At 69.0% G+C, this 18,912-nt stretch carries 19 protein-coding genes and 1 tRNA gene; 3 read left to right on the forward strand and 17 right to left on the reverse strand.

Going from position 1 to position 18,912, the window contains the following annotated elements:
* Nucleotides 1–177 precede the first annotated feature (177 nt).
* The gene (locus tag ABH933_RS30940; protein ID WP_429423223.1) at nt 178–1,389 is read left to right on the forward strand and encodes a tyrosine-type recombinase/integrase; all 1,212 of its coding nucleotides are present in this window, start codon (nt 178–180) and stop codon (nt 1,387–1,389) included.
* Between the two features lie 42 nt (nt 1,390–1,431).
* Here ABH933_RS30940 and ABH933_RS30945 read toward each other — a convergent pair.
* The 6 genes from ABH933_RS30945 to ABH933_RS30970 all read right to left on the reverse strand — a co-directional run bounded on the left by ABH933_RS30945 (nt 1,432) and on the right by ABH933_RS30970 (nt 5,165).
* A tRNA-Pro gene (locus ABH933_RS30945) sits at nt 1,432–1,505 on the reverse strand.
* A 109-nt stretch (nt 1,506–1,614) separates the two neighbouring features.
* Complete coding sequence (locus ABH933_RS30950) at nt 1,615–2,037, reverse strand: hypothetical protein (protein WP_429423225.1); 423 nt, start codon at nt 2,035–2,037, stop codon at nt 1,615–1,617.
* 123 nt (nt 2,038–2,160) lie between these two features.
* Nucleotides 2,161–2,373, reverse strand: a complete 213-nt coding sequence (locus tag ABH933_RS30955; protein WP_429423227.1) for a hypothetical protein — start codon at nt 2,371–2,373, stop codon at nt 2,161–2,163.
* Between the two features lie 132 nt (nt 2,374–2,505).
* A complete protein-coding gene (locus tag ABH933_RS30960) occupies nt 2,506–3,000 on the reverse strand; it encodes a carboxymuconolactone decarboxylase family protein (RefSeq protein ID WP_429423229.1) in 495 nt (164 codons plus the stop codon).
* A gap of 440 nt (nt 3,001–3,440) precedes the next feature.
* Nucleotides 3,441–4,226, reverse strand: a complete 786-nt coding sequence (locus ABH933_RS30965) for a uracil-DNA glycosylase (RefSeq protein WP_429423231.1) — start codon at nt 4,224–4,226, stop codon at nt 3,441–3,443.
* Nucleotides 4,227–4,298: 72 nt separating this feature from the next.
* Nucleotides 4,299–5,165 carry an LLM class F420-dependent oxidoreductase gene (locus ABH933_RS30970; RefSeq protein ID WP_429423233.1) on the reverse strand — a complete coding sequence of 289 codons (867 nt, stop codon included), beginning with the start codon at nt 5,163–5,165 and terminating at the stop codon, nt 4,299–4,301.
* Between the two features lie 157 nt (nt 5,166–5,322).
* On the opposite strand from ABH933_RS30970, the gene ABH933_RS30975 reads away from it, so the two are divergent.
* Nucleotides 5,323–6,564 (forward strand): kynureninase, encoded by a 1,242-nt coding sequence (locus tag ABH933_RS30975; protein WP_429423235.1) that lies wholly within the window; start codon nt 5,323–5,325, stop codon nt 6,562–6,564.
* Here ABH933_RS30975 and ABH933_RS30980 read toward each other — a convergent pair.
* The 3 genes from ABH933_RS30980 to ABH933_RS30990 form a co-directional block, all read right to left on the reverse strand.
* Complete coding sequence (locus ABH933_RS30980) at nt 6,544–7,554, reverse strand: hypothetical protein (protein ID WP_429423237.1); 1,011 nt, start codon at nt 7,552–7,554, stop codon at nt 6,544–6,546. The genes ABH933_RS30975 and ABH933_RS30980 overlap by 21 nt on opposite strands.
* A 133-nt stretch (nt 7,555–7,687) precedes the next feature.
* Nucleotides 7,688–8,251, reverse strand: coding sequence for a PASTA domain-containing protein (locus ABH933_RS30985; protein WP_429423239.1), 564 nt, complete (start codon nt 8,249–8,251; stop codon nt 7,688–7,690).
* A 73-nt stretch (nt 8,252–8,324) separates the two neighbouring features.
* Nucleotides 8,325–9,185 (reverse strand): LysR family transcriptional regulator, encoded by an 861-nt coding sequence (locus ABH933_RS30990; RefSeq protein WP_429423241.1) that lies wholly within the window; start codon nt 9,183–9,185, stop codon nt 8,325–8,327.
* A gap of 91 nt (nt 9,186–9,276) precedes the next feature.
* Here ABH933_RS30990 and ABH933_RS30995 point away from each other — a divergent pair, with 91 nt between their 5' ends.
* Nucleotides 9,277–10,518, forward strand: coding sequence for an MFS transporter (locus ABH933_RS30995; RefSeq protein WP_429423243.1), 1,242 nt, complete (start codon nt 9,277–9,279; stop codon nt 10,516–10,518).
* Between the two features lie 144 nt (nt 10,519–10,662).
* On the opposite strand, the gene ABH933_RS31000 is transcribed toward ABH933_RS30995, so the two are convergent.
* From ABH933_RS31000 to ABH933_RS31035, 8 genes are all read right to left on the reverse strand, one after another.
* On the reverse strand, nt 10,663–11,133 hold the full coding sequence (locus tag ABH933_RS31000; protein ID WP_429423244.1) for a MarR family winged helix-turn-helix transcriptional regulator: 471 nt from the start codon (nt 11,131–11,133) through the stop codon (nt 10,663–10,665).
* Nucleotides 11,130–11,957, reverse strand: a complete 828-nt coding sequence (locus ABH933_RS31005) for a class I SAM-dependent methyltransferase (protein WP_429423246.1) — start codon at nt 11,955–11,957, stop codon at nt 11,130–11,132. The genes ABH933_RS31000 and ABH933_RS31005 overlap by 4 nt, the downstream gene beginning before the upstream one ends.
* A 120-nt stretch (nt 11,958–12,077) precedes the next feature.
* Nucleotides 12,078–13,172, reverse strand: coding sequence for a phosphotransferase family protein (locus ABH933_RS31010; protein WP_429423248.1), 1,095 nt, complete (start codon nt 13,170–13,172; stop codon nt 12,078–12,080).
* Nucleotides 13,169–14,398 (reverse strand): acyl-CoA dehydrogenase family protein, encoded by a 1,230-nt coding sequence (locus ABH933_RS31015; RefSeq protein ID WP_429423250.1) that lies wholly within the window; start codon nt 14,396–14,398, stop codon nt 13,169–13,171. The genes ABH933_RS31010 and ABH933_RS31015 overlap by 4 nt, the downstream gene beginning before the upstream one ends.
* 106 nt (nt 14,399–14,504) lie before the next feature.
* The gene (locus tag ABH933_RS31020) at nt 14,505–15,443 is read right to left on the reverse strand and encodes an alpha/beta fold hydrolase (protein ID WP_429423253.1); all 939 of its coding nucleotides are present in this window, start codon (nt 15,441–15,443) and stop codon (nt 14,505–14,507) included.
* Nucleotides 15,444–15,540: 97 nt separating this feature from the next.
* Entirely contained in the window at nt 15,541–16,872 is a 1,332-nt protein-coding gene (locus tag ABH933_RS31025; protein WP_429423255.1) for a class I SAM-dependent methyltransferase, read from the reverse strand.
* Between the two features lie 86 nt (nt 16,873–16,958).
* Nucleotides 16,959–17,492: a hypothetical protein gene (locus ABH933_RS31030; RefSeq protein ID WP_429423257.1), complete on the reverse strand. Its 534-nt coding sequence runs from the start codon at nt 17,490–17,492 to the stop codon at nt 16,959–16,961.
* Nucleotides 17,493–17,751: 259 nt separating this feature from the next.
* Nucleotides 17,752–18,834 carry a MerR family transcriptional regulator gene (locus ABH933_RS31035; RefSeq protein ID WP_429423259.1) on the reverse strand — a complete coding sequence of 361 codons (1,083 nt, stop codon included), beginning with the start codon at nt 18,832–18,834 and terminating at the stop codon, nt 17,752–17,754.
* Between the last annotated feature and the right edge of the window lie 78 nt (nt 18,835–18,912).

Here is an 18,912-nt window from a genome sequence, read left to right on the forward strand (position 1 = left end):
CGTCCGGGTAGTGGTGCTCGAAACCGTGTGGGATGGGCATGTGGTCGGGGTCGTCATCGGTGCCGGTGCGGGTAATGAGGTAGGCGGCAACCGATATCGGAGTGGGTTCGGCCGGCGTTATCGGGGCGCGTGGCCGCAGCGTGGTGGTGTCCTTATCGTGGTCTCGGGCGGCTTCGTGTGGTCGGTCTCGTCGGTATTGCGGTGTGCGCCTTGCCACCACCCTTTACGCCCGCAGCTACCCCGTCGCCAAAGCCCGACTCCTCTGGGCCGCCGAACAACACCCGCAACACGCCGCACTCGAAGTCTGAGTCGTTCGATTCCCGAGACGATGCCGAAGAATGGATCGAGAACATTCGGCAGGCCGCGGCACGCGGCGTAGACCCGACGATGGCGTCCGCGACGCTAAAGGATTATGGAAATGCCAACTGGGACACCGCAATGCGAGGTCTCGAGGGCAAGACTGCGGGAGATGCCTATCAGCCAGCCTGGCGGCTGCGAGTCGTTCCAACGATCGGCCATCTCCCCGTCACCATGATCACAGCGGGTGTTGCCGACCGTGCAGTCAGCGGCTGGATTGCTGACGGCTGCAGCAGATCCGCGGTCAAGAACAGTCTCGCGGCACTATCCCGGGTCATCGACCAGGCCGTTCGCGACGAGGTGATCGAGCGGAATCGAGTCGAGGTCACCGGGTGGCAGCGGCAATATGACCGATACGAGGACGAGTTGGATGATCCACGGTCGCTCGCGTTGCCCAACTGGGACACTCTGACCAAGCTGGCGGGGGCGTTGGTCACTGCGTCATCCGACCAGTACGCGGTCTGGGGTGATGTAGTGATATTCGCAGCGTGTACCGCGTCACGAATCGGAGAGGTGTCCGGCTGCCGAGTGCAAGACATCGACACCGAGCAGTGGATTTGGACCTTGCGGCGCCAAACCTCACCGGGGCCAGGTGGATTGAAGGACAAGGGCACCAAAGGCAAACGGTCGCGCAAGGTTCCGATCATCGAGGACCTTCGTCCGATGGTGCTCAACCGAATCGAGGCGGCCAACGGCAAGGCGGACGCTCGCCTGTTCGTCGGCCCGCGCGGCGGTCGGATCCAGACGGGTGTGCTTCGCCGAGCGACGCACTGGCCGGACGTCGTCGCCAAGCTCGGTTACGAGCATCTGCGTCGGCACGACTTGCGGCACACCGGGTTGACCTGGTTCGCCGACGCCGGCGTTCCTCTTCACCGTCTTCAGCAGATTGCCGGTCACACCGATCCCAGAATCACAGAGCGCTACCTCCATCCTGACAACGAGGCGTTGCAAGGCGACGGGGCCAGGTTGTCTATCCATCTGAGAGCGCCATCTGGTCCCAAATTGGTCCCAAGGCTTCGAGCAGTCCAATAAGCAAAACCCCTTCCGACCGAGGTCGGAAGGGGTTTTTCGTTGTCGGGCTGACAGGATTTGAACCTGCGACCACCTGACCCCCAGTCAGGTGCGCTACCAAGCTGCGCCACAGCCCGTGGCCTCCGCTTTTGCGGTGCTCGACGAGATTACCCCACCACCCCCCGGTTCAGCCAAATCGCCACCGTACGGCGGGTTGTGGGGGGTGGTTCGGGGGTGGGGCGAGGGCTACATGCCGCTGCTGAGGGAGGGGATTCCGCCGCCGCCGGCGGTGACGTTGATCGTCGCGGGCGGAGTGGGGGCGGACGAGGTGTAGTCGTGCGAGCCGAGCGGGGGAGTGTGGTAGGCGCAGTACGCCACGGCGTGGACGGGGCCGGCAGGGAGGTTCAGGAGGGAGACCCTGATCGTCTGGCCGGGGCCGGCGTACGAATCGGCGCCGCCGGAGCCGAAGGTGGCGTTGCTGTCGGCGTCCACCGCCCAGCAGACCGTGCCCTTCTGGGTGTTCTTGTTGTGTACGGTCGCGGTGATCGCGCCGGGGCCCGAGGCAGTGAACTGCACGTCGGGCGCGGCCAATGCGGGGGCCGCCGAGGCCGAGCCGGGCGCTGCGAGCGCCACGGTTCCCGCGGCGAGAATCCACACTGCACGTCGCATCTGTATTCCTTTGTTCACATAGACCACGCGGAACAGGCTTGTCGCCCAACACGGTAGCGGCATTGCGCGGGACCGGCAGCACTTCCGGCGAGCGAGATGTGGAGTGCGGTGTGCGGATTCGCGTCAGGCGGCCTCGTGATAGAGGTGGTCGAAGACGCCCGGCTGCAGGGTTATCGCCTCGAGCCGGTCCCTGGCGGCGGCCAGAAGTTCGGGCGCTGCCGCGGGGGCGCCGGATGCGGAGTTGTGTACGTGGTGGAGCCATCCCGAGGCTCGCAGCAGTTCGACGACCGCCTTGTCGAAATCGGAAATTGCTCGGGTCACGGTGAGATCGTCCACGGGATTCCTTCATTGCACGGAAAGAATCAATTTTACTTGAAGCAGACCGAGCGGTCGGTGGCGTCGAATGAAAAGTGGCGATGGTCACCGGTCCCGGATCGCAGGGGATCCGGGACCTGGCTCCGGCATTGATTACCCGGCGCTCTTCACCATTTCGGCGAACATTCCGGGCTCGTAGGAGCCCGCGGGCATCCGCACGATCACATTCATCCGGTTGGCGGCGTTGATCATGCCGAGCAGGCACACCAGTGCGACGAGTTGATCGTCGTCGAAATGCTTGCGCACCTGGTCCCAGGTGTCGTCGCTGACGCCCTGGTGCAGGTCGGCCAGGCGGGTGCCCTCCTCGGTGAATGCCAGGACCGCGCGCTCGGCGTCCGTGAACACCGTGGCCTCGCGCCATGCGGCGATCAGGTTGAGGCGAACCGGCGTCTCGCCCGCGGCCGCGGCGTCCTTGGTGTGCATATCGGTGCAGAATCCGCATCCGTTGATCTGGCTGGCGCGGATCTTTACCAGCTCCTGGACAGTTTTCGGCAGCGTGGACTGATCGAGCATCAGGCTGACTCCGGCGAACCGCTTGCCGAACTTGGCCGCGAATTCGTTGCCCATCATATCGATTCTGGGGTTCATGACTGTCTCCTGTATTTCCGTTTTCCGAGGATGCCCATGAGATGGCGGCGAGTCCGTTCTTGTGACAGCTCTGCGGAGTGAGGAGGGTCACATGGCGGCCGAACGCCTTCTTCGGCCGCGGAGCTGCTGACAGCTAACTGTCAGCTTCCGAACGGCTCGTGGTCAGTTCGGGACGGCAGAGTGGTGTCAATCGGAAGCAACACCAGCTTGCGAGAGTGACATGAATTCCGTTGGACGAGAGGTAGAAATATGATCCCGGTAATCATCGACACCGGCAGTGCGGCTCTTTCCGGTCTGCTCGGCACGGGAAGTGCCGCAGTCAATGGGATTCTCGGCACCCTGTGGACGGGATCCTTCGGATAGTCGCTCACCAACTTCGACCGGACGGTCCCTCATCCCGATTCGGTCGAATCCGGGTCGCGCACAACGTGGCCCATGCCTCAGAACCCCGGGTGGCCACCCCGGGGTTCTGTGCGTTGCCGGGATGCACTGGCCGCGTCAGTCCGGTGGGTGGGCAACCCCGCGGCGTGGGCGGCATCGATCAGCACGGCCTCCAGCATCGCGGGGGTGAGGCGCCCGGTGAAGGTGTTCTGCTGGCTCACGTGATAAGAGCCGAAGACGGTGAGTTCGGACCGCCCCGGCAGCTCGGGCTCGATCCGATACCGCACGCCGTGGCCGAATTTCGGACGTGGACGCGGCACGCTCCAGCCCGCTTCGGCCAGCGTGGGGAACAGCGCCTGCCAGCCCCATCCGCCCAGCACGACGATCGCCCGCAGGGTGGGCGCCAGCAGTTCGAGTTCGATCTTCAGCCAATGGCGGCAGTTGTCGCGCTCGGACGGGGTGGGTTTGTTGTCCGGCGGTGCGCAGTGCACCGGCGCGGTCACCCGGGCGCCCAGCAGGCGCAAGCCGTCGTCGCGATGGGTCGCGGTCGGCTGATTGGCCAGTCCCGCGGTGTACATCGCCGCGTACAGCACGTCGCCGCTGCGATCGCCGGTGAACATGCGTCCGGTCCGGTTGCCGCCGTGCGCGGCCGGGGCCAGGCCGACGATCAGCAGTGGCGCGTCGGCCGGGCCGAACCCGGGAACCGGTCGCCCCCAATAGGTTTCGTCGCGATACGCGGCCCGCTTGGTGCGTGCGGTCTCCTCGCGCCATGCGACCAGCCGAGGACAGGCGCGGCAGTCTGCCACCGCGCCGTCCAATTCGGCGATCGACTCGCATCGGGGCACGAAACCATTGTCCCGGCCGGATGCTCACCCGCCGGCCGCGGGGGTGGACCGTGCGGCGAATCGGTCCGATGCTCAGCCGATATCGGCCAGCCGTGGAGCAATCTCTTCTCCGTACCGGGTGACCCAGCCCGCAGGGTCCGGATTGCCGGGCAGCGGGCCGATGTTGATCAGGTCGAAGCCGAGCGCGGCGTACTCCTCGGCGGTCTTCAGATAGGTGTCCGGATCGGCGAACGGGTCCATGAATTGGCCTCCCGTCAGCCGGATTTCGGCGAAGTCGCGGCCGACGGCGTCGCAGTGGCGGCGCAGCACATCGAGCTTGTGCGGCAGCTCCGGCAGGGGAGAGGTGGTATTCCACAGGTCCGCGTACTGCGCGACCATGCGCAGGGTCTTCTTCTCCCCGCTCCCGCCCAGGTAGATCGGCGGCCGCCGGATCGGCTGCGGCCGGCAGATCGTCTCGGCCAGCCGGTAGTGCTTGCCCTCGTAGGGGCCGTCGTTCTCGCTCCACATCTGCAGGCAGATCTGCAGCGTCTCCTCGAGCATCTCGAACCGGTCGCGCAGCGGGGGATATGGCACGCCCAGCGCGATGTGCTCGCGCTCGTACCAGGCCGCGCCCAGGCCGAGCATGGATCTGCCCTGCGAGAGCACGTCCAGGGTGGTCGCGATCTTGGCGAGTAGGCCGGGATATCGGTAGGTGACGCCGGTGACCAGCATGGTCAGTGCGATGCGCTCGGTCTGCGCGGCCAGGAAGCCCATGCTGGTGTAGCCCTCGAGGAACGGATCTTCGGCCTTGCCGAAGGTCTCCATCTGGAAGAAGTGGTCGGCGAGGGTGAACATGTCCGCGCCCGCCTGTTCGGCGGCGACCGCGGTGCGGCCCAGCATCGGGCCGAGTGCGGCGGGATCGCCCGGCAGGAAGTCGATGTAGTGGATGCCGAAGTGCATGGTGGTGGTCCCTTTCGTCGGCTGTGACAATCACAAGTCTAGACTAAACAGTTAGAACTGAACAGTTCAGCTGTCATGATCCCGGAAACCGCATCTCCGCGTCGGACCGGGCGGCCGTTCGATACTCTTCGCCCGTACACCACGAGATCGGACGCTGATGACCACACCTGCACTCGCCCGGGCGGCGGCCCTGGACGCCGCGGATCCCCTGCACTCGTATCGCGATCTCTTCGTCGGCGCGCAGGATTCGTCGATACCCGCCTACCTGGACGGGAATTCGCTGGGCCGCCCGCTGCGAGCCAGCCTCGACCGGATCAAGGCGTTCATCGTGGAGGACTGGGGCGGACGCCTGATCCGCGGCTGGGACGAGCAGTGGTTCGACATGCCGATCGCGATGGGAGACATGCTCGCCGCCACGGTTCTCGGTGCGGCCGCCGGGCAGACGACGATCGGCGACTCCACCACGGTCCTGCTGTACAAACTTGCCCGCGGCGCGCTCGCGATGCGCCCGGGGCGCACCGAGATCGTGGTGGACCGCGACAACTTCCCCACCGACCGCTATGTGCTCGAGTCCATCGCGCACGACCTCGGCCTGACCCTGCGCTGGATCGAATCGGACCCGCGCGGCGGGGTCGACGCGCAGGAACTCGCCGCCGCGGTCTCCGAGCGCACGGCGCTGGTGGTGCTCAGCCACGTCGCCTACCGGTCGGCCTATCTGCTGGATGCCGCGGCCGCGGCGCAGGTGACGCACGACGCCGGCGCCCTGCTGCTGCTGGATCTGTGTCATTCGGTCGGCTCGGTGCCGCTCGAACTCGATTCCTGGGGAGTGGATTTCGCGGTCGGATGCACCTACAAATATCTCAACGGCGGCCCGGGGTCGCCCGCGTTCGCCTACGTGCGGGCGGAGTATCTCGACGACTTCCGCCAGCCGGTGTGGGGCTGGATGGGGCGTGACCAGCCGTTCGAGATGGCGCAGGGATACGAACCGGCACAAGGGATCCGACGGATGCTCAGCGGCACGCCACCGATCCTGGGCATGCTCGCGATTCAGGACACCCTCGAACTGATCGACACGGCCGGCATGGCCGCGGTGCGCGCCAAATCCGTTGCGCTGACCGGCTATGCGCTCGAGCTCGTGCGCGAGCACCTGGTGCCGCTGGGTGCCGAGATCAGCTCGCCGCTCGAGCCGGAGCGGCGCGGCGGGCACCTTATGATCGACCACCCGAGGTTCGCGGAGCTCACGGCGAAGCTGTGGAATCGGGGCGTGATTCCGGACTTCCGGCCGCCCCGCGGCCTGCGACTGGGTCTGAGTCCGCTGTCCACCAGCTTCCGCGAGGTGACCGTGGGCATCATCGCCGTCCGCGAGGAACTGGTCCGGTCAGACCAGCCTGCCCTGTAGGACCCGCACGCCCGCGGTGAGCGCGGCTCCGCCGTTGCTCCAGCTGACCGAGGCGGGCTGCGAGCTGAGCACGACGACCGCGTAGTGCATCGGCTTACCGGGGCCCGCGCCGACCAGGCCGGTGGTGTCCAGCGTGGTGCCGCTGTCCAGGGACATCCAGCCCTGCTTGATGGCCCAGTCGGTGCCAGACAACCCATCGGGGATGCCGAAATACTGATCGGTGCCGTCGGCGGCGGTCTGCTGCGCGCCCTGCAGGCCGTTCATGATCACGTCGCGGGCCGGCGCGGGCACCGCGGTGTCCAGGTAGCGATAGATCGCCACGACATCCTGTGCGGTGGTGAGGGTTTCGCCCCACTGGTCGGGATCCGAGGGCGGCTGGGTGGCGGTCAGCCCCATCAGTCCGGCCATGCGGCTCACGATCGCGCCGCCGCCGTCGGTGTCCCACAGCGCATCCGCGATACCGTCGTCACTGCTCGAGAGCATCTGATCCAGCTGGGACGCGGTCGCCGGATCGGCCTGCCAGCCTTGGGAATTCAGCTCGTCCAGGGCGATCAGCAGCTTCACCACCGAGGCCGTGTAGAACTGTCCGCCGCTGTTGAGCTCGGCGACCGTGGCACCGGTGCCGGTGTCGACGACGTCGATGCCGACCTGGGTGCCGGGCGAGGCCGCGACGATGGCGGACTGCATCTGCTGTGCCAGCGCCTGGGGCGAGGGCTGCGCGGGGGCGGGGGCGGTGCCCGCGGAGCCGGTCGACGGCAGCCCGGGTAGCGCCGGCAGTGCGGGAAGGCCCGGTATGGCCGGCAGCCCGGGCGGCAGTGGCGCGGGCGCGGCGGCGGGCGCCGAATTACGGTGTGCGGCAACCGTTCCGTGCACCGCGGCTCGTGCCAGCGGTGTCGCCACGGCTCCGGCGACGAGCGCGACGGCGGCGACCGCGCCGACGACGAACCACAACTTTCCACGGCGTGCCCCGCGTGGCGACTTCGTCTGCATACCTAATGTATCCGCGGGGGCCTGTGAGCAGGCTGGGAGCGCAATGACAGCTTGCTGCCAAGCCTCCTTGTCACGCGGTAGCCGCACTGGCCGCCGGTTCGGCCTCGGCTCAAGCGGCACTGAGGATTTCGCGTCAGTCCGCCGTGCGGCCGCTCGGCTCGGGCAGTTCCGGAATGGAACGCAACGGCGGGAACGGGTGACGGGGTTCGCGCACGCCGCTGCCGCCGTCTCGCCGCAACCACAGTCGCACCGGCGACCCGGCGGGCACCCGCGCGCCCCCTTCGGGGCTCTGATCGGTGACGATCCAGCCGGATTCGCCCGGACCCGGCAGGGGCGTGCCGGGATCGCCGCTGATGGCCGTCAAGGCGTTGTGCGCCAAGACCTCCCGGGCCTTCTCGTATTCCAGGCCCAGTACGCTGGGCACCTGAGCCGTCGATCGCCTGCGCCGCTCCCGCATGACGGCGCTGACCACGTCGGAGACCGTGTCGCCTTCGACATCGATATCGACTTCGCCCGCGGCGCTTGTGGATTCGGCCTGGTGTCCCTTGCGCTCCGGTTGCTCGTCGAGGTCGCGCCAGCGCTCCCAGGCCGACTGCCGGGTCACCCCGAGGTAGGTGGCGATCTCGGCCCACGACTTCGACTCGCGTCGCGCGATCCGCACCGCGTCGAGTTCCTGCTGATCCAGCAGGCGGCGCACGGCGCCGATATCGCTCAGCGCGGTGAGGGCGTCGGCCGCGTCGCTGGGCCGACGATGCGTGCCAACGCACGAATTACCTTCGGAGCGTGTCGATTACCGTCTGCGCCGCGTGTGAGGGCGTGCGCTGGGCGTCGTGCGCCACGGTCAATTTCCATGGAATCGCCCCGGCCTGCGGATCCAGTGCGACGAGCGCTGGATGTCGTCCGGCCACCGACCGGGGGACCAGTACGACGCCGAAATCCTTGGCCGCCAGCTCGAGCGCGAACTCCTGGTCGGCCACCTCGATGACGGGGTGGCGCAGCGGAAACCACTCCTCGGCGATGCGGCGGATGCCCCAGCCGGGGGGATAGTCGATGAACCGCACGCCCGCGACCGCCTCCGGTGTGATCGCCATATTCGCGAGTCGATGCTGCGGCGGTACGCACAGCACGATGGTCTCCTCGCTGATCGGATACAGCCGCAGCCCCGCGATCTCGTCCTCGGTGCCTGCCAGCAGCGCGATGTCGAGGCTGCCGTCCAGCAGTCCGGTGACATTGCCGCGCACGCCCGCCATGCTCTGGCGCATCTGCACGGTCAGCCCCGGATAGCGCCGGTGCATATCGGCGAGCACGCCGGCCAGGTCCAGGGAGCGGATGTTCATGAGGTTGCCGAGCACCACCTCGCCGCGGACCTCGCCGCGCGCGGCAACGATCGCATCGACGATCTCGCGCCGCGCCCGCAGCATGGACTCGGCGGGCACGACCATGGCCCGTCCGGACTCGGTGAGCTCGAGCGCGCGGGGCGTCCGGTCGAACAGCCGCACACCGAGCTCGCGCTCGAGCTTGGCGATGCTCGTCGACACCGCGGACTGCACCAGGTTCAGCGATCTGGCTGCCGCGGTGAAGGACCCGAGGTCGCGGCAGGCCAGAAAGCATTCGATCTGACGCAGCTCCATGGCTGTCAGCCTACCTGCGTATCTATATTGTCGATGGGGGTATCGAAATTCATCGCTTCCATTGATTGCCCTAGCGGCCGATCATGGACAAGTGACTATTTCGACCGCCCCGGCTCCCGCCTCCGCCCAGGCCCGGCTGACCCGGATGCTCGTGCTCATCTTCGCGGTGACGGCCGGTTCGTCCGCGGGATGTCTCTACTACCTGCAGCCGCTGCTGCATCAGGTCGGGGGCGACCTTCGGATCTCCACCGCCACCGCGGCGCTGCTGATCAGCGCGGCGCAGGTGGGCTACCTTTCCGGCCTTGCGCTGCTGGTGCCGCTCGGCGACTTCGTCGAGCGCCGCCGGATGGTGCCCGCGCTGCTGGCGGCCTCGGTCGTGGCGCTGGCGATCTCCGCGGCGGCGCCGACTTTCCCGATCCTGCTGATGGCCGTGTTCGCCACCGGCGTCACCGCCTCGGCCGCCCAGGTCGTGGTGCCGTGGGCGTCGGCGCTGGCCGAACCGGCGCGTCGCGGGGAGATCGTCGGCACCGTGATGAGCGGGCTGCTGCTGGGCATCCTCCTGTCTCGGGTGCTGGCGGGCGCGGTCGCGCAGCTCGGCGGCTGGCGGTCGGTGCTGATCGCCGCCGCGGCAATTCAGCTGGCGATGTCGGTGAGCGTCTATCTGCTCACGCCGGTCACCGGTCGCGCCGCGTCGGGGGAGCGGTACGGGGAGGTGCTGGTCTCGATCCTCGCGCTGATCCGGCGCCACCCGATGTTGCGCCACCGCATGGCGCTCGGTTTCATCGGCATGGCGTGCTTCTCCGCGGTCTGGACCGCGCTGGCATTCCTGCTGTCGGGGGCGCACGGCAGCCCATATCACTACTCCCAGTTCGTGATCGGACTGTTCGGCATCGCGGGGGTGGCGGGTGCGCTGGGTGCGCCGGTGGTGGGCAGGCTCGCCGATCGCGGACATCTGCGCACGGTGACGACGCTGGTCTGGGTGGTGCTGCTGGCCAGCTGGGCGCTGCTGGCCTGGGGCGGGCACGAACTCGCGATCCTGATCGTGGCGCTGCTGGTCTTCGACTTCGGCATCCAGGGGATCCAGCTCTCCAACCAGAGCGCGATCTATGCGCTGGATCCGGCCGCGCGCAGCCGCCTGACCACCGCCTACATGGTGACCTACTTCCTCGGCGGCGTTGCCGGATCGGTCACCGCGGGCTGGGCCTACCAGTCCGGTGGCTGGGCGAGGGTGTGCGAGATCGGTTTCGCGGCAACGGTTTTCGGTACCATCCTGTGGGCCGCGTTCGCCCGGCACATTCCCGCGCGGGCGACCACCGCCGATACCCCGGACTGAGTCGGCGGCTGCCGTCCGCGGCATGCGTCTCGGCCGTCATCCCTCCGACGTCAGGGATCTGAGTGCGACCGCGCGGGAATCGTGGACAGGCACGACACCCGGCGGCAGGCGCGTGGCCCCGGCGCGGAGTCGGTCGGGGCCAGGCTACGGACGGGGCCACGGGCGGCCGTGGTAGCGCTCGATGTCCGTGTTGAACCGCTCGAGGTAGCCGACGAGGGCGCTCAGCTCTTCGGGGGACCACTCGGCCAGGATGGCGTCCAGGTGTCGAACGGACTCCGACCGGTCGGCCTCCAGTTGCCGGGCGCCCTCCGCGCTGACCTGGAACTTGCGGGCCATGCCGCCCTCGGGATCGGGGATGCGGTCCACCAGCCCGGCGCGCCGCATGGCCGCGGTCTGCCGGTTCACCGTCGAGGTGTCCAGGCCCAGGGCCTCGCTCAGCTGTCCGATGGACATCGCGCCCTCGACGCGCAGCCGAGACAGCAGTGTGTACGCGCTGCGATCGAGACGGGCGGCGCTGCGCTGTGTGGTCAGGCTGTACCGCCCGAGCAGCATCGTCTCGAACTCGAGCTGGCTGGTGAGGTTTTCGGCGGGTTCGTCCGGCGGCCGCGGTGTCACACCGTGCTCGCGTGGATCAGGCCCGGTCCGTCGGCGGGGCCCGGATCCGGGCGCCCGGAATAGCCCGAGATGGCCTGGACCGCGAACAGCACCTCGACCCGCGTGAAGCCCAGCGCATGCAACTGCGCCCGGTATTCCTCGGCGGTGCGGGCGGTCAGCCATGGTTCGCCGACCGCGGCGACACGCTCGGCCCGTTCCCGCTGCGCCGCTGCGTCCACCACCGCCGGAGCCAGAAAGTCGAACACCACCTCCCCGCCGCCGCCCTGTCCGGCGATATAGCTCAGGGTGCTCTCGATCGCCGCCGCGGTCAGGTACATCACCACCCCTAGCCACAGGAACAGTGCGGGACGCGCGCGATCGAATCCGGCCGCGGCCAGGCCGTCGGCGAGGGATTCCCGCTCGAAATCGACCGGAGCGTAGCTGAGCGTGCCGGGGATTGCGATGCTCGCCTCGGCCAGCCGGGTGCGTTTCCACGCCTGGGTGTCGGGGTGGTCGACCTCGAAGAAGTGCACGTCGGGGTGGGGATTGCGGTAGGCCGAGGTGTCCAGGCCCGCGCCGAGCACGACCACCTGCCGGGTTCCGGCGGCGACCGCGGCCGCCACGGTATCGTCGGCGAAGCGGCTGCGGGCGGCGATGAGCAGCCGCCGCGTGCGGATCCGATCCGGATCCAGGGCGGTGTCGAAGATCTCCGGCCGGCCGGTGGGCGGGCCGACGATCTTCGCCGCCAGGGGATCGGTGAATATCCGTGGCTCGTCGAGGGTTTGGTGATCGGCCCGGGCCCAGGCCACCGCGATCGCTGTCTTGCTCGGTTCGCCGGTCTGCATGGCGTCACATTACCGCCGGGCGCACGCCACATCCGCGCGCGATCGGTCACAAACGGCCGCGGGTTCGTTCCCGGCCGTGGGTCAACGCGCTGCAGCTGCCGCCGGGGGAGTAGTCGGGTGCTAGATCCCGGCGGAGGTCGCCACCCGGTCGGCCGTATCCACCACCGCGGCAATCTGTTCCGCCGTCGGCGTGCCCGCGGCGGCCCGGTTGCGCGGATCGTCCTGTGCCCTGCGCATGACGCCCTCGGCGATGATCGCGATCTTCCACAGTCCCAGCGCGTGCCAGAATCCCAGTGCCGCGGTGTCTCTGCCGGTCGCGGCGAGATATTCCGCGGCGATCTCGGCGCGCGAGGGGAAGCCGGGCAGGGTGCACATGGCGAAATTGCCCACCCCGGATTCGCCGGGTTCGGGCCAGTACGCCAGCAGGCTGCCGATATCGGCCAGCGGATCGCCGAGCGTGCACAGCTCCCAGTCCAGCACGGCGTCGATCGCGCCGGACTTCGGATCGGTGATCACGTTGCGGATGTGGAAATCGCCGTGCACCAGCGCGATCTCATGCTGCTCCGGAATCGCGTCGCGCAGCCGCTGGGTGAGGCGATCCAATTGCGGCAGCTCGCGGGTGCGCGACTGTTCCCACTGTCGTGACCAGCGCGCGAGCTGACGGCCCGCATACGGTTTGTGGCTGGCCAGATCCGTCAGGCCGGTCGCGTCGAGATCTACCGCGTGGATGCGGGCCAGCGTGCGCGGCAATGCCGTTCCGATCGCGTGGCGATGCTCGGGCGTCAGCGATTCGGCGATGGCGACGCTGTCGACGACCAGGCCGTCGACGAATTCCATGAGTACCACCGGGGTTTCGCCGTCGCGGAACACCCCGTGCACGCGGGGGACCGGAACCTCGGTCGCCTCCAGCGCGGACAGGATCCGCGCCTCGCGCGCCACGTCGTGCGCCGAGGCGAGCAGCCGGCCGAGCGGCGGACGGCGTAACACCCAGCGACGGCCGTCGGCATCGCCGAGCTCGAAGGTCAGATTTGATTGGCCGAGCCCAACCCTGGTGGCGCGCAACGGAAGCCGGTGCTCGAGGCCCGCGTCGGCGAGCCGGCCGCCGATCGCGGCCTCGTCCAGATCGAAGCCGCCCTTGCCGTCGGGCCGGATGACCGAACCTGAATCCTGTTGTAGCTGATCCGATCCCGCGTGCGGCGAGGTGTCGTCCGTCATGCGCCGGCGACCCCGCGCTGCCGATACCGGCCCAGCTCGGCCCGCGCGATGCTGCGCTTGTGCACCTCGTCCGGGCCGTCGGCCAGGCGCAGGGTGCGCAGATGCGCCCAGAAGCTCGCCAGCGGGAAATCCTCGGTGACACCGGCGGCGCCGTACACCTGGATCGCCCGATCGACGATCTTCAGCGCCATATTCGGGGCCGCGACCTTGATCGCGGCGATCTCCACCCGCGCCTGCTTGTTGCCGACGGTGTCCATCATCCACGCCGCCTTGAGGGTCAGCAGGCGGGTCTGCTCGATCTCGATGCGGGCCTCGGCGATCCAGTCCTGGATGTTGGCGCGGTCGCTGAGCTTGGCGCCGAAGGTGGTTCGCGATTCGGCACGGCGGCACAGCAATTCCAGGGCCCGCTCGGCCATGCCGATGGCGCGCATGCAGTGATGGATGCGGCCGGGCCCCAGGCGGGCCTGGCTGATCGCGAAACCCTCACCCTCGCCGGCGAGTACGTCGTGCAGCGGCACCCGGACGTTGTCGAAGGTGATCTCGGCGTGTCCCTCGCGATCGTTGTATCCGAACACGGGCAAGTTGCGCACCACCGTGACGCCGGGCGCGTCGATCGGAACCACCATCATCGACTGCTGGCGGTGCGGCGCCGCGGCGGGATCGGTCTTGCCCATCACGATGAGCACCCGGCAGTTCTGGTGCATTGCGTTGGAGGCGAACCACTTCCGCCCGTTCAGCACGTATTCGTCGCCGTCGCGTCGCATGCTCATCTCGATATTGGTGGCATCCGAGCTCGCGACGGCCGGTTCGGTCATCGCGAACGCCGAGCGGATGGTTCCGGCCAGCAGCGGCTCCAGCCAGCGCTGCTTGTGCTCCTCGGTGCCGAACAGTGTCAGCACCTCCATGTTCCCGGTGTCCGGGGCCGCGCAGTTGCACGCCTCCGGGCCCAGCGCCGGGCTGCGGCCCATGATCTCGGCCAGCGGCGCGTACTCCAGATTGGTCAGGCCCGGACCCCATTCCGGATGCGGATGGAACAGATTCCACAGCCCACGCTCGCGCGCCTGGGCCTTGAGGTCCTCGAGGATCTGCGGATGGTGGTGCGGGTCGCCCGCCGCGCGCATCTGCTCGGCATAGACGGACTCGGCCGGGTAGACGCACTCGTCCATGAAGGCCGTGAGGGTCTTGACATATCCCTGTGCGCGGTCCGAACCGGTGAACAGGTCCATCGGGCTCTCCTTCCTACGGGCCGCACCGTCGCGACCGGATCGGGTGGTGACATCGGCCGTACACCGAATCTAATCTCGAGAAACGAATCCCACGTCGAGTTGCGGGTCAGGCGCCGTGGACGTCGCGGGCGAAGTCGATCAGCGCGGTGTTGACCTCCGCGGCGCGCTCCTGCTGAATCCAGTGGCCCGCGCCGTCGAGCAGCAGGGTGCCGCGCAGGTCGGTGAGCACCGCCGCGAGCTTCGACGGCGGGGAGAACCGCAGCACCGCGTCGTCCGCGCCGGCGATGAAGAGCGCGGGGCAGGTGATCTTCGCGTCGGCCAGCTGCGCGGACAGCTCCCAGTCGCGGTCCAGATTGCGATAGTAGTTGAGCCCGCCGGTGAAGCCTGTTTCGCTGAATACTGCTGTGTAGTAATCCAATTCGGCCTCGCTCAGCCATGGTGGCAGCGGCCGGTCGGCGCCGTCGCCCGTGGTCAGGTCGGCGACGGTGAGGACATCGTCGTGCAGCAGGGATCGCCGGACGTCGGCGGCCATCGCCGCGTCGGGGATGTCCCGCTGCTGGAACCAGTTCATGTAGAAGTCCTCGCCCAGCCGGGCGCGCAGGATCGATAGGGGCGGGGCCTGCGGGCGCGGTGCGATCGGGACGCTCAGACCCGCGACCGCACGTACCCGGCCGGGGTGGCGCAGCGCGGTCTGCCAGACCACCGAGGCGCCCCAGTCGTGGCCGACGAAGAGGGCATCCTCGAGCTCCAGCGCATCGAGCAGCCCGACCATGTCCCCGCAGAGTGTCGCCATCGCGTACGCCTCGACCTCCGGGGGCCGCGAGCTGCCGCCGTAGCCGCGCATATCCGGGGTCAGCGTGCGGAATCCGGCCGCCGCGAGCGCGAAGACCTGGTGTCGCCAAGAGAATCCGAGCTCGGGAAAGCCGTGGCAGAACACCACCGGCGGCCCCTGGCCGTGGTCCACCATGCGGAGTTCGACGCCGTTCGTCGCGATCGTGCGGGTGCCCAGTCCGAGCCAGTCCTGGACCCTCGTATTCGCCTGCATCCTCGCCCCATTCGTCCCGCGAGGGCGGTGTACCGATCGCGGTGCCCGCTACGGTATTCAAACTTGACGTCGAATTCAAGTATGGTGTGTAAAGCGCTCAGAACCACGGGCGGCGGGTGCCGGGGAGATCGGCGTCGCCGCGTTCGCCGGGTACCACGCCCAGCACCTGGTGCAGTCCGAGCTCGCCGTCCTGGAAGCCGACCGCGGAGGCGGCCATGTAGAGCCGCCAGACCCGGGCGCGGCCCGCACCGGCCAGGGACACCGCGCGATCCCAGTCCTCCTCGAGGTTCGCCACCCACCTGCGCAGTGTCAGCGCATAGTGCTCACGCAGCGATTCGACATCGCGCACCTCGAAACCGGCGCGTTCCATCGCGAGCACGACCCGTCCGACGTCGATCAGCTCCCCGTCCGGGAAGACATAACGCCCGACGAAGGACCGCCCGCCTATCACCGAGCCTCCTGCCGCCGAGATCGCATGGTTGAGCAGGCGGCCCCGCGGGTCCAGCAGGGCGCGCAGGGTGTCGAAGTACTCCGCGGTGCGCTTCGTACCGACATGTTCGAACATGCCGATCGAGGAGATCGCGTCGAATCGCTCGCCGCGCAGCTCGCGGTAGTCGGACAGGCGGATCTCCACGCTGTCGGACAGGCCCGCCTCGGCGACCCGCTTGCGGGCGAGCTCGGCCTGGGCCCTGCTGATCGTGACGCCCACGACCCGCGCACCGTACACCGAGGCCGCGTGCATCGCCATGGAACCCCAGCCGCAGCCGACGTCGAGCAGACGCATGCCGGACCGCTCACCGAGGCCCAGCTTGCGGCAGATCAGATCGTGTTTCGCCGCCTGGGCGCCGGTCAGGTCGACCGCGGGGTTCGCGCCGTGGCGATCGAGGTCCCCGGGTGCGGCGAACCGCGCGCAGGAGTAGGTCATGCTCGGGCCCAGCACGAGGCGATAGAAGTCGTTGCCGACGTCGTAGTGATGGCTGATCGCCGCGGCATCGCGCCCCCTGGTGTGCAGGCGGCCGCGCCGCGGCCGGGCCTCCTCGGGCGGTACCGGCGGCCGCCGCCCCAGCGCGCCGAACTCCAGGAGGGCACCGACGGCGTCACGCGTGGTTGCCAGGGCTCGCCGGACGGAAGCGGGGGTGATGTCCGTACTGCGCGGCGCGGTAGACCGCAGGGCGCGAACGGTTTCGAAGATGTCGCCGTCGAGATCCACACTGCCCGAGACATATGCGCGCCCGAACCCGAGTTCGCCTGGGGCCCAGACCAGATGGCGCAGCGCATCCCTGGACAGCACCCGCAGCGTGCCGGGGAAATCACCCTCGGGTTGTATTGTGCTGCCGTCCCAGAACTCGAAGCCGATCGCGGGCGCGGGCCCCAGCATGGCCCGGATCAGTGGGTGACATGCCTCGGCGACCGTTGCGTGTTGTCCCATACTTCCCACTATGCCCGCGATCTTCGCGCGGGGCCCGGCGGCGGGCCGGGGCCGGGTATTAACGGGCGTGGCCGTGCCCCGGTGCGCTATGCGCGCCCGTCGGGTGCGCTCGCCCGGCGCTCGGTGGAGTTTGCGTCGATGGCCGCTTCGACTTCGTCGACGGCGGTGCGAATGGTTGCGCCGTACGCGTCGTTCCCGAGGGCGTCGAAGTACTCCCGGGCGGCGGCGAGGTGGTGCTGCGCGGCGTCGAACGAGCCGAGCCGGCGCAGATTGTCCGCGATATTCAGGTGCAGGGACGGGTAGAACCCGCGAACGTGGAGCCCGGCGTGATGCCGCTGGGCGCGGTCGTCGGTGAGGGAGTCCGCTGCGTCCAGTGCGCGGGTGTCCCACCTCAGTGCCTGCGCCGCGTCGTCGTGCAGGTCGGCCAGGTAATGTGCGAGCGTGCAGCGATGTAGCGGATCACCCTGCGGCCCAAGCGAATCCCAGATCCGCCGCAGGGCGTCGCGAGCGGAGTCGGGACTTCCGGCGCGCCCCGCCGTCACGGCTCGGGTGATCGCGGCCATCGTATCGTCGGCGCTCGACGTGGGACCGCCGGGCGCCGATTGTGCAGCGGTGTACATCTCTGATTCTCCTTGCTGGACCAGGTGTTCGGGGGCGAGCAGTACGGTGGGGAGCGAGTCCCGGGCGCCGGGTGTGCCGGGGAGCTGGGCGCAAGGCGCAGGCGGCGTTGGCGAGCCAACGCTGGTGAGGACCGAGAGTGCCATGCTGGGCCGGTTTCAGCGTGGTGAGCGCGTCGGGTCGTGCCTCGCGCTGAGCGGTTGGCGCGGCCGAGCGCTGTGGCGTCTCGATAATTGCGGTCCGGCCGATCGGGGTCTGGACCTAGGCTCCGGCGCTGCTGCCCGGCGCACACGGCATAGCGAGGGTGGTGAGCTCGCCGGCGGTGGCCGATCGGATGACGATGGGGTCGGCCGGGCCCGCGATATCGAGCATGATTTCGGGGCCGACGGCGCCGGCGATCGCGGGGGACAGGGTGGCGGGGTCGAAGGCCAGCCGAACGCCGGATCCGTTGACGGCGGCCGGAATTCGTCGTGCGGCACCCACGGGGTCGGCGGATACCGTGACGGTCCCGGCATTCCCGTCGGTCTCGACGACGCAGCGCAGCGTGCCGTCTCCGGCCTCGCGCACCGCGGCCAGGAATGCGTCGCGGTCCACCACGACCCGGGTGCGGGGCGGGGCGAGGGCCGCGAGCATCGCCCGGTAGTCGGGAAACGGCTCGTCGATGCTCGGGCAGCGATGCTCGGAGTCGAGACCGGTCACCGTGAGTGCGTCCGGGGCGGGCGCCAGGCGGACCTGTCCGGCCCGCCGGAGCGGTTCGATCGATGTGGTGAGGGCGTGTGCCCGCACGACCAGCGACCAGGGGCGCGCGGGCGCCCGTGTCGGAACGAGCGACCGGGTCGAGAGCCGGTAGCGATCGGTTGCGGTCAGGGTCACCGAATCGCCGGCCGCCTCGACGAGAATCCCTGTCAGCGCGGGTATTCCGGCATCGCGTGCGGCCGCGGACCGTACCTGCTCGATCGCCTCGGCCAGGTCGGCGGCCTGCAGCGCGACGAGATCCGGATCGGATTCGGCGACCAGCGCATCCTTGATCCGCGCGACGGCCGCCGCGGCCGCCCGGGCCCGCCGCTCCAGCGTGTCCACGTGGGTGTCGAGCAGCCGCCCGGCGCGCGCGGCGTCGCCGTTCAGCACCGCCGCGACGGTATCCAGCGGCACGTCGATCTCACGCAGCCGCCGGATAGTCGCGGCGCGATCCCGCTGGTCGGGGGTGTAGTAGCGGTACCCGGTGACGGCGTCGACGCGCGCGGGCGGGAGCAGCCCGCAGTCGTCGTAGAACCGCAGGGCCGTTGCGGTCAGCCCGCTGGCCCGGGCCAGCGCCCCGATTGTGATGTACTCGGAATCGGTCACGCGACCCATCCTGAAGCCTCGGGTAACCCGAAGGTCAAGTCCGGGGCGGGTTGCAGCGCATGACCGGTGCTGTGGGCC

Source organism: Nocardia sp. GP40, assembly GCF_050434125.1.
GTDB classification, from domain to species: Bacteria; Actinomycetota; Actinomycetes; order Mycobacteriales; family Mycobacteriaceae; genus Nocardia; species Nocardia albiluteola.

Bases quoted from the DNA above. Each gene is read 5' to 3' on its own strand.
- ABH933_RS30950 (WP_429423225.1), bottom strand. From the start codon at position 2,037: ATGCGACGTGCAGTGTGGATTCTCGCCGCGGGAACCGTGGCGCTCGCA.
- ABH933_RS30960 (WP_429423229.1), bottom strand. From the start codon at position 3,000: ATGAACCCCAGAATCGATATGATGGGCAACGAATTCGCGGCCAAGTTC.
- ABH933_RS30970 (WP_429423233.1), bottom strand. From the start codon at position 5,165: ATGCACTTCGGCATCCACTACATCGACTTCCTGCCGGGCGATCCCGCC.
- ABH933_RS30975 (WP_429423235.1), top strand. From the start codon at position 5,323: ATGACCACACCTGCACTCGCCCGGGCGGCGGCCCTGGACGCCGCGGAT.
- ABH933_RS30980 (WP_429423237.1), bottom strand. From the start codon at position 7,554: ATGCAGACGAAGTCGCCACGCGGGGCACGCCGTGGAAAGTTGTGGTTC.
- ABH933_RS30990 (WP_429423241.1), bottom strand. From the start codon at position 9,185: ATGGAGCTGCGTCAGATCGAATGCTTTCTGGCCTGCCGCGACCTCGGG.
- ABH933_RS31005 (WP_429423246.1), bottom strand. From the start codon at position 11,957: ATGCAGACCGGCGAACCGAGCAAGACAGCGATCGCGGTGGCCTGGGCC.
- ABH933_RS31010 (WP_429423248.1), bottom strand. From the start codon at position 13,172: ATGACGGACGACACCTCGCCGCACGCGGGATCGGATCAGCTACAACAG.
- ABH933_RS31015 (WP_429423250.1), bottom strand. From the start codon at position 14,398: ATGGACCTGTTCACCGGTTCGGACCGCGCACAGGGATATGTCAAGACC.
- ABH933_RS31020 (WP_429423253.1), bottom strand. From the start codon at position 15,443: ATGCAGGCGAATACGAGGGTCCAGGACTGGCTCGGACTGGGCACCCGC.
- ABH933_RS31025 (WP_429423255.1), bottom strand. From the start codon at position 16,872: ATGGGACAACACGCAACGGTCGCCGAGGCATGTCACCCACTGATCCGG.
- ABH933_RS31030 (WP_429423257.1), bottom strand. From the start codon at position 17,492: ATGTACACCGCTGCACAATCGGCGCCCGGCGGTCCCACGTCGAGCGCC.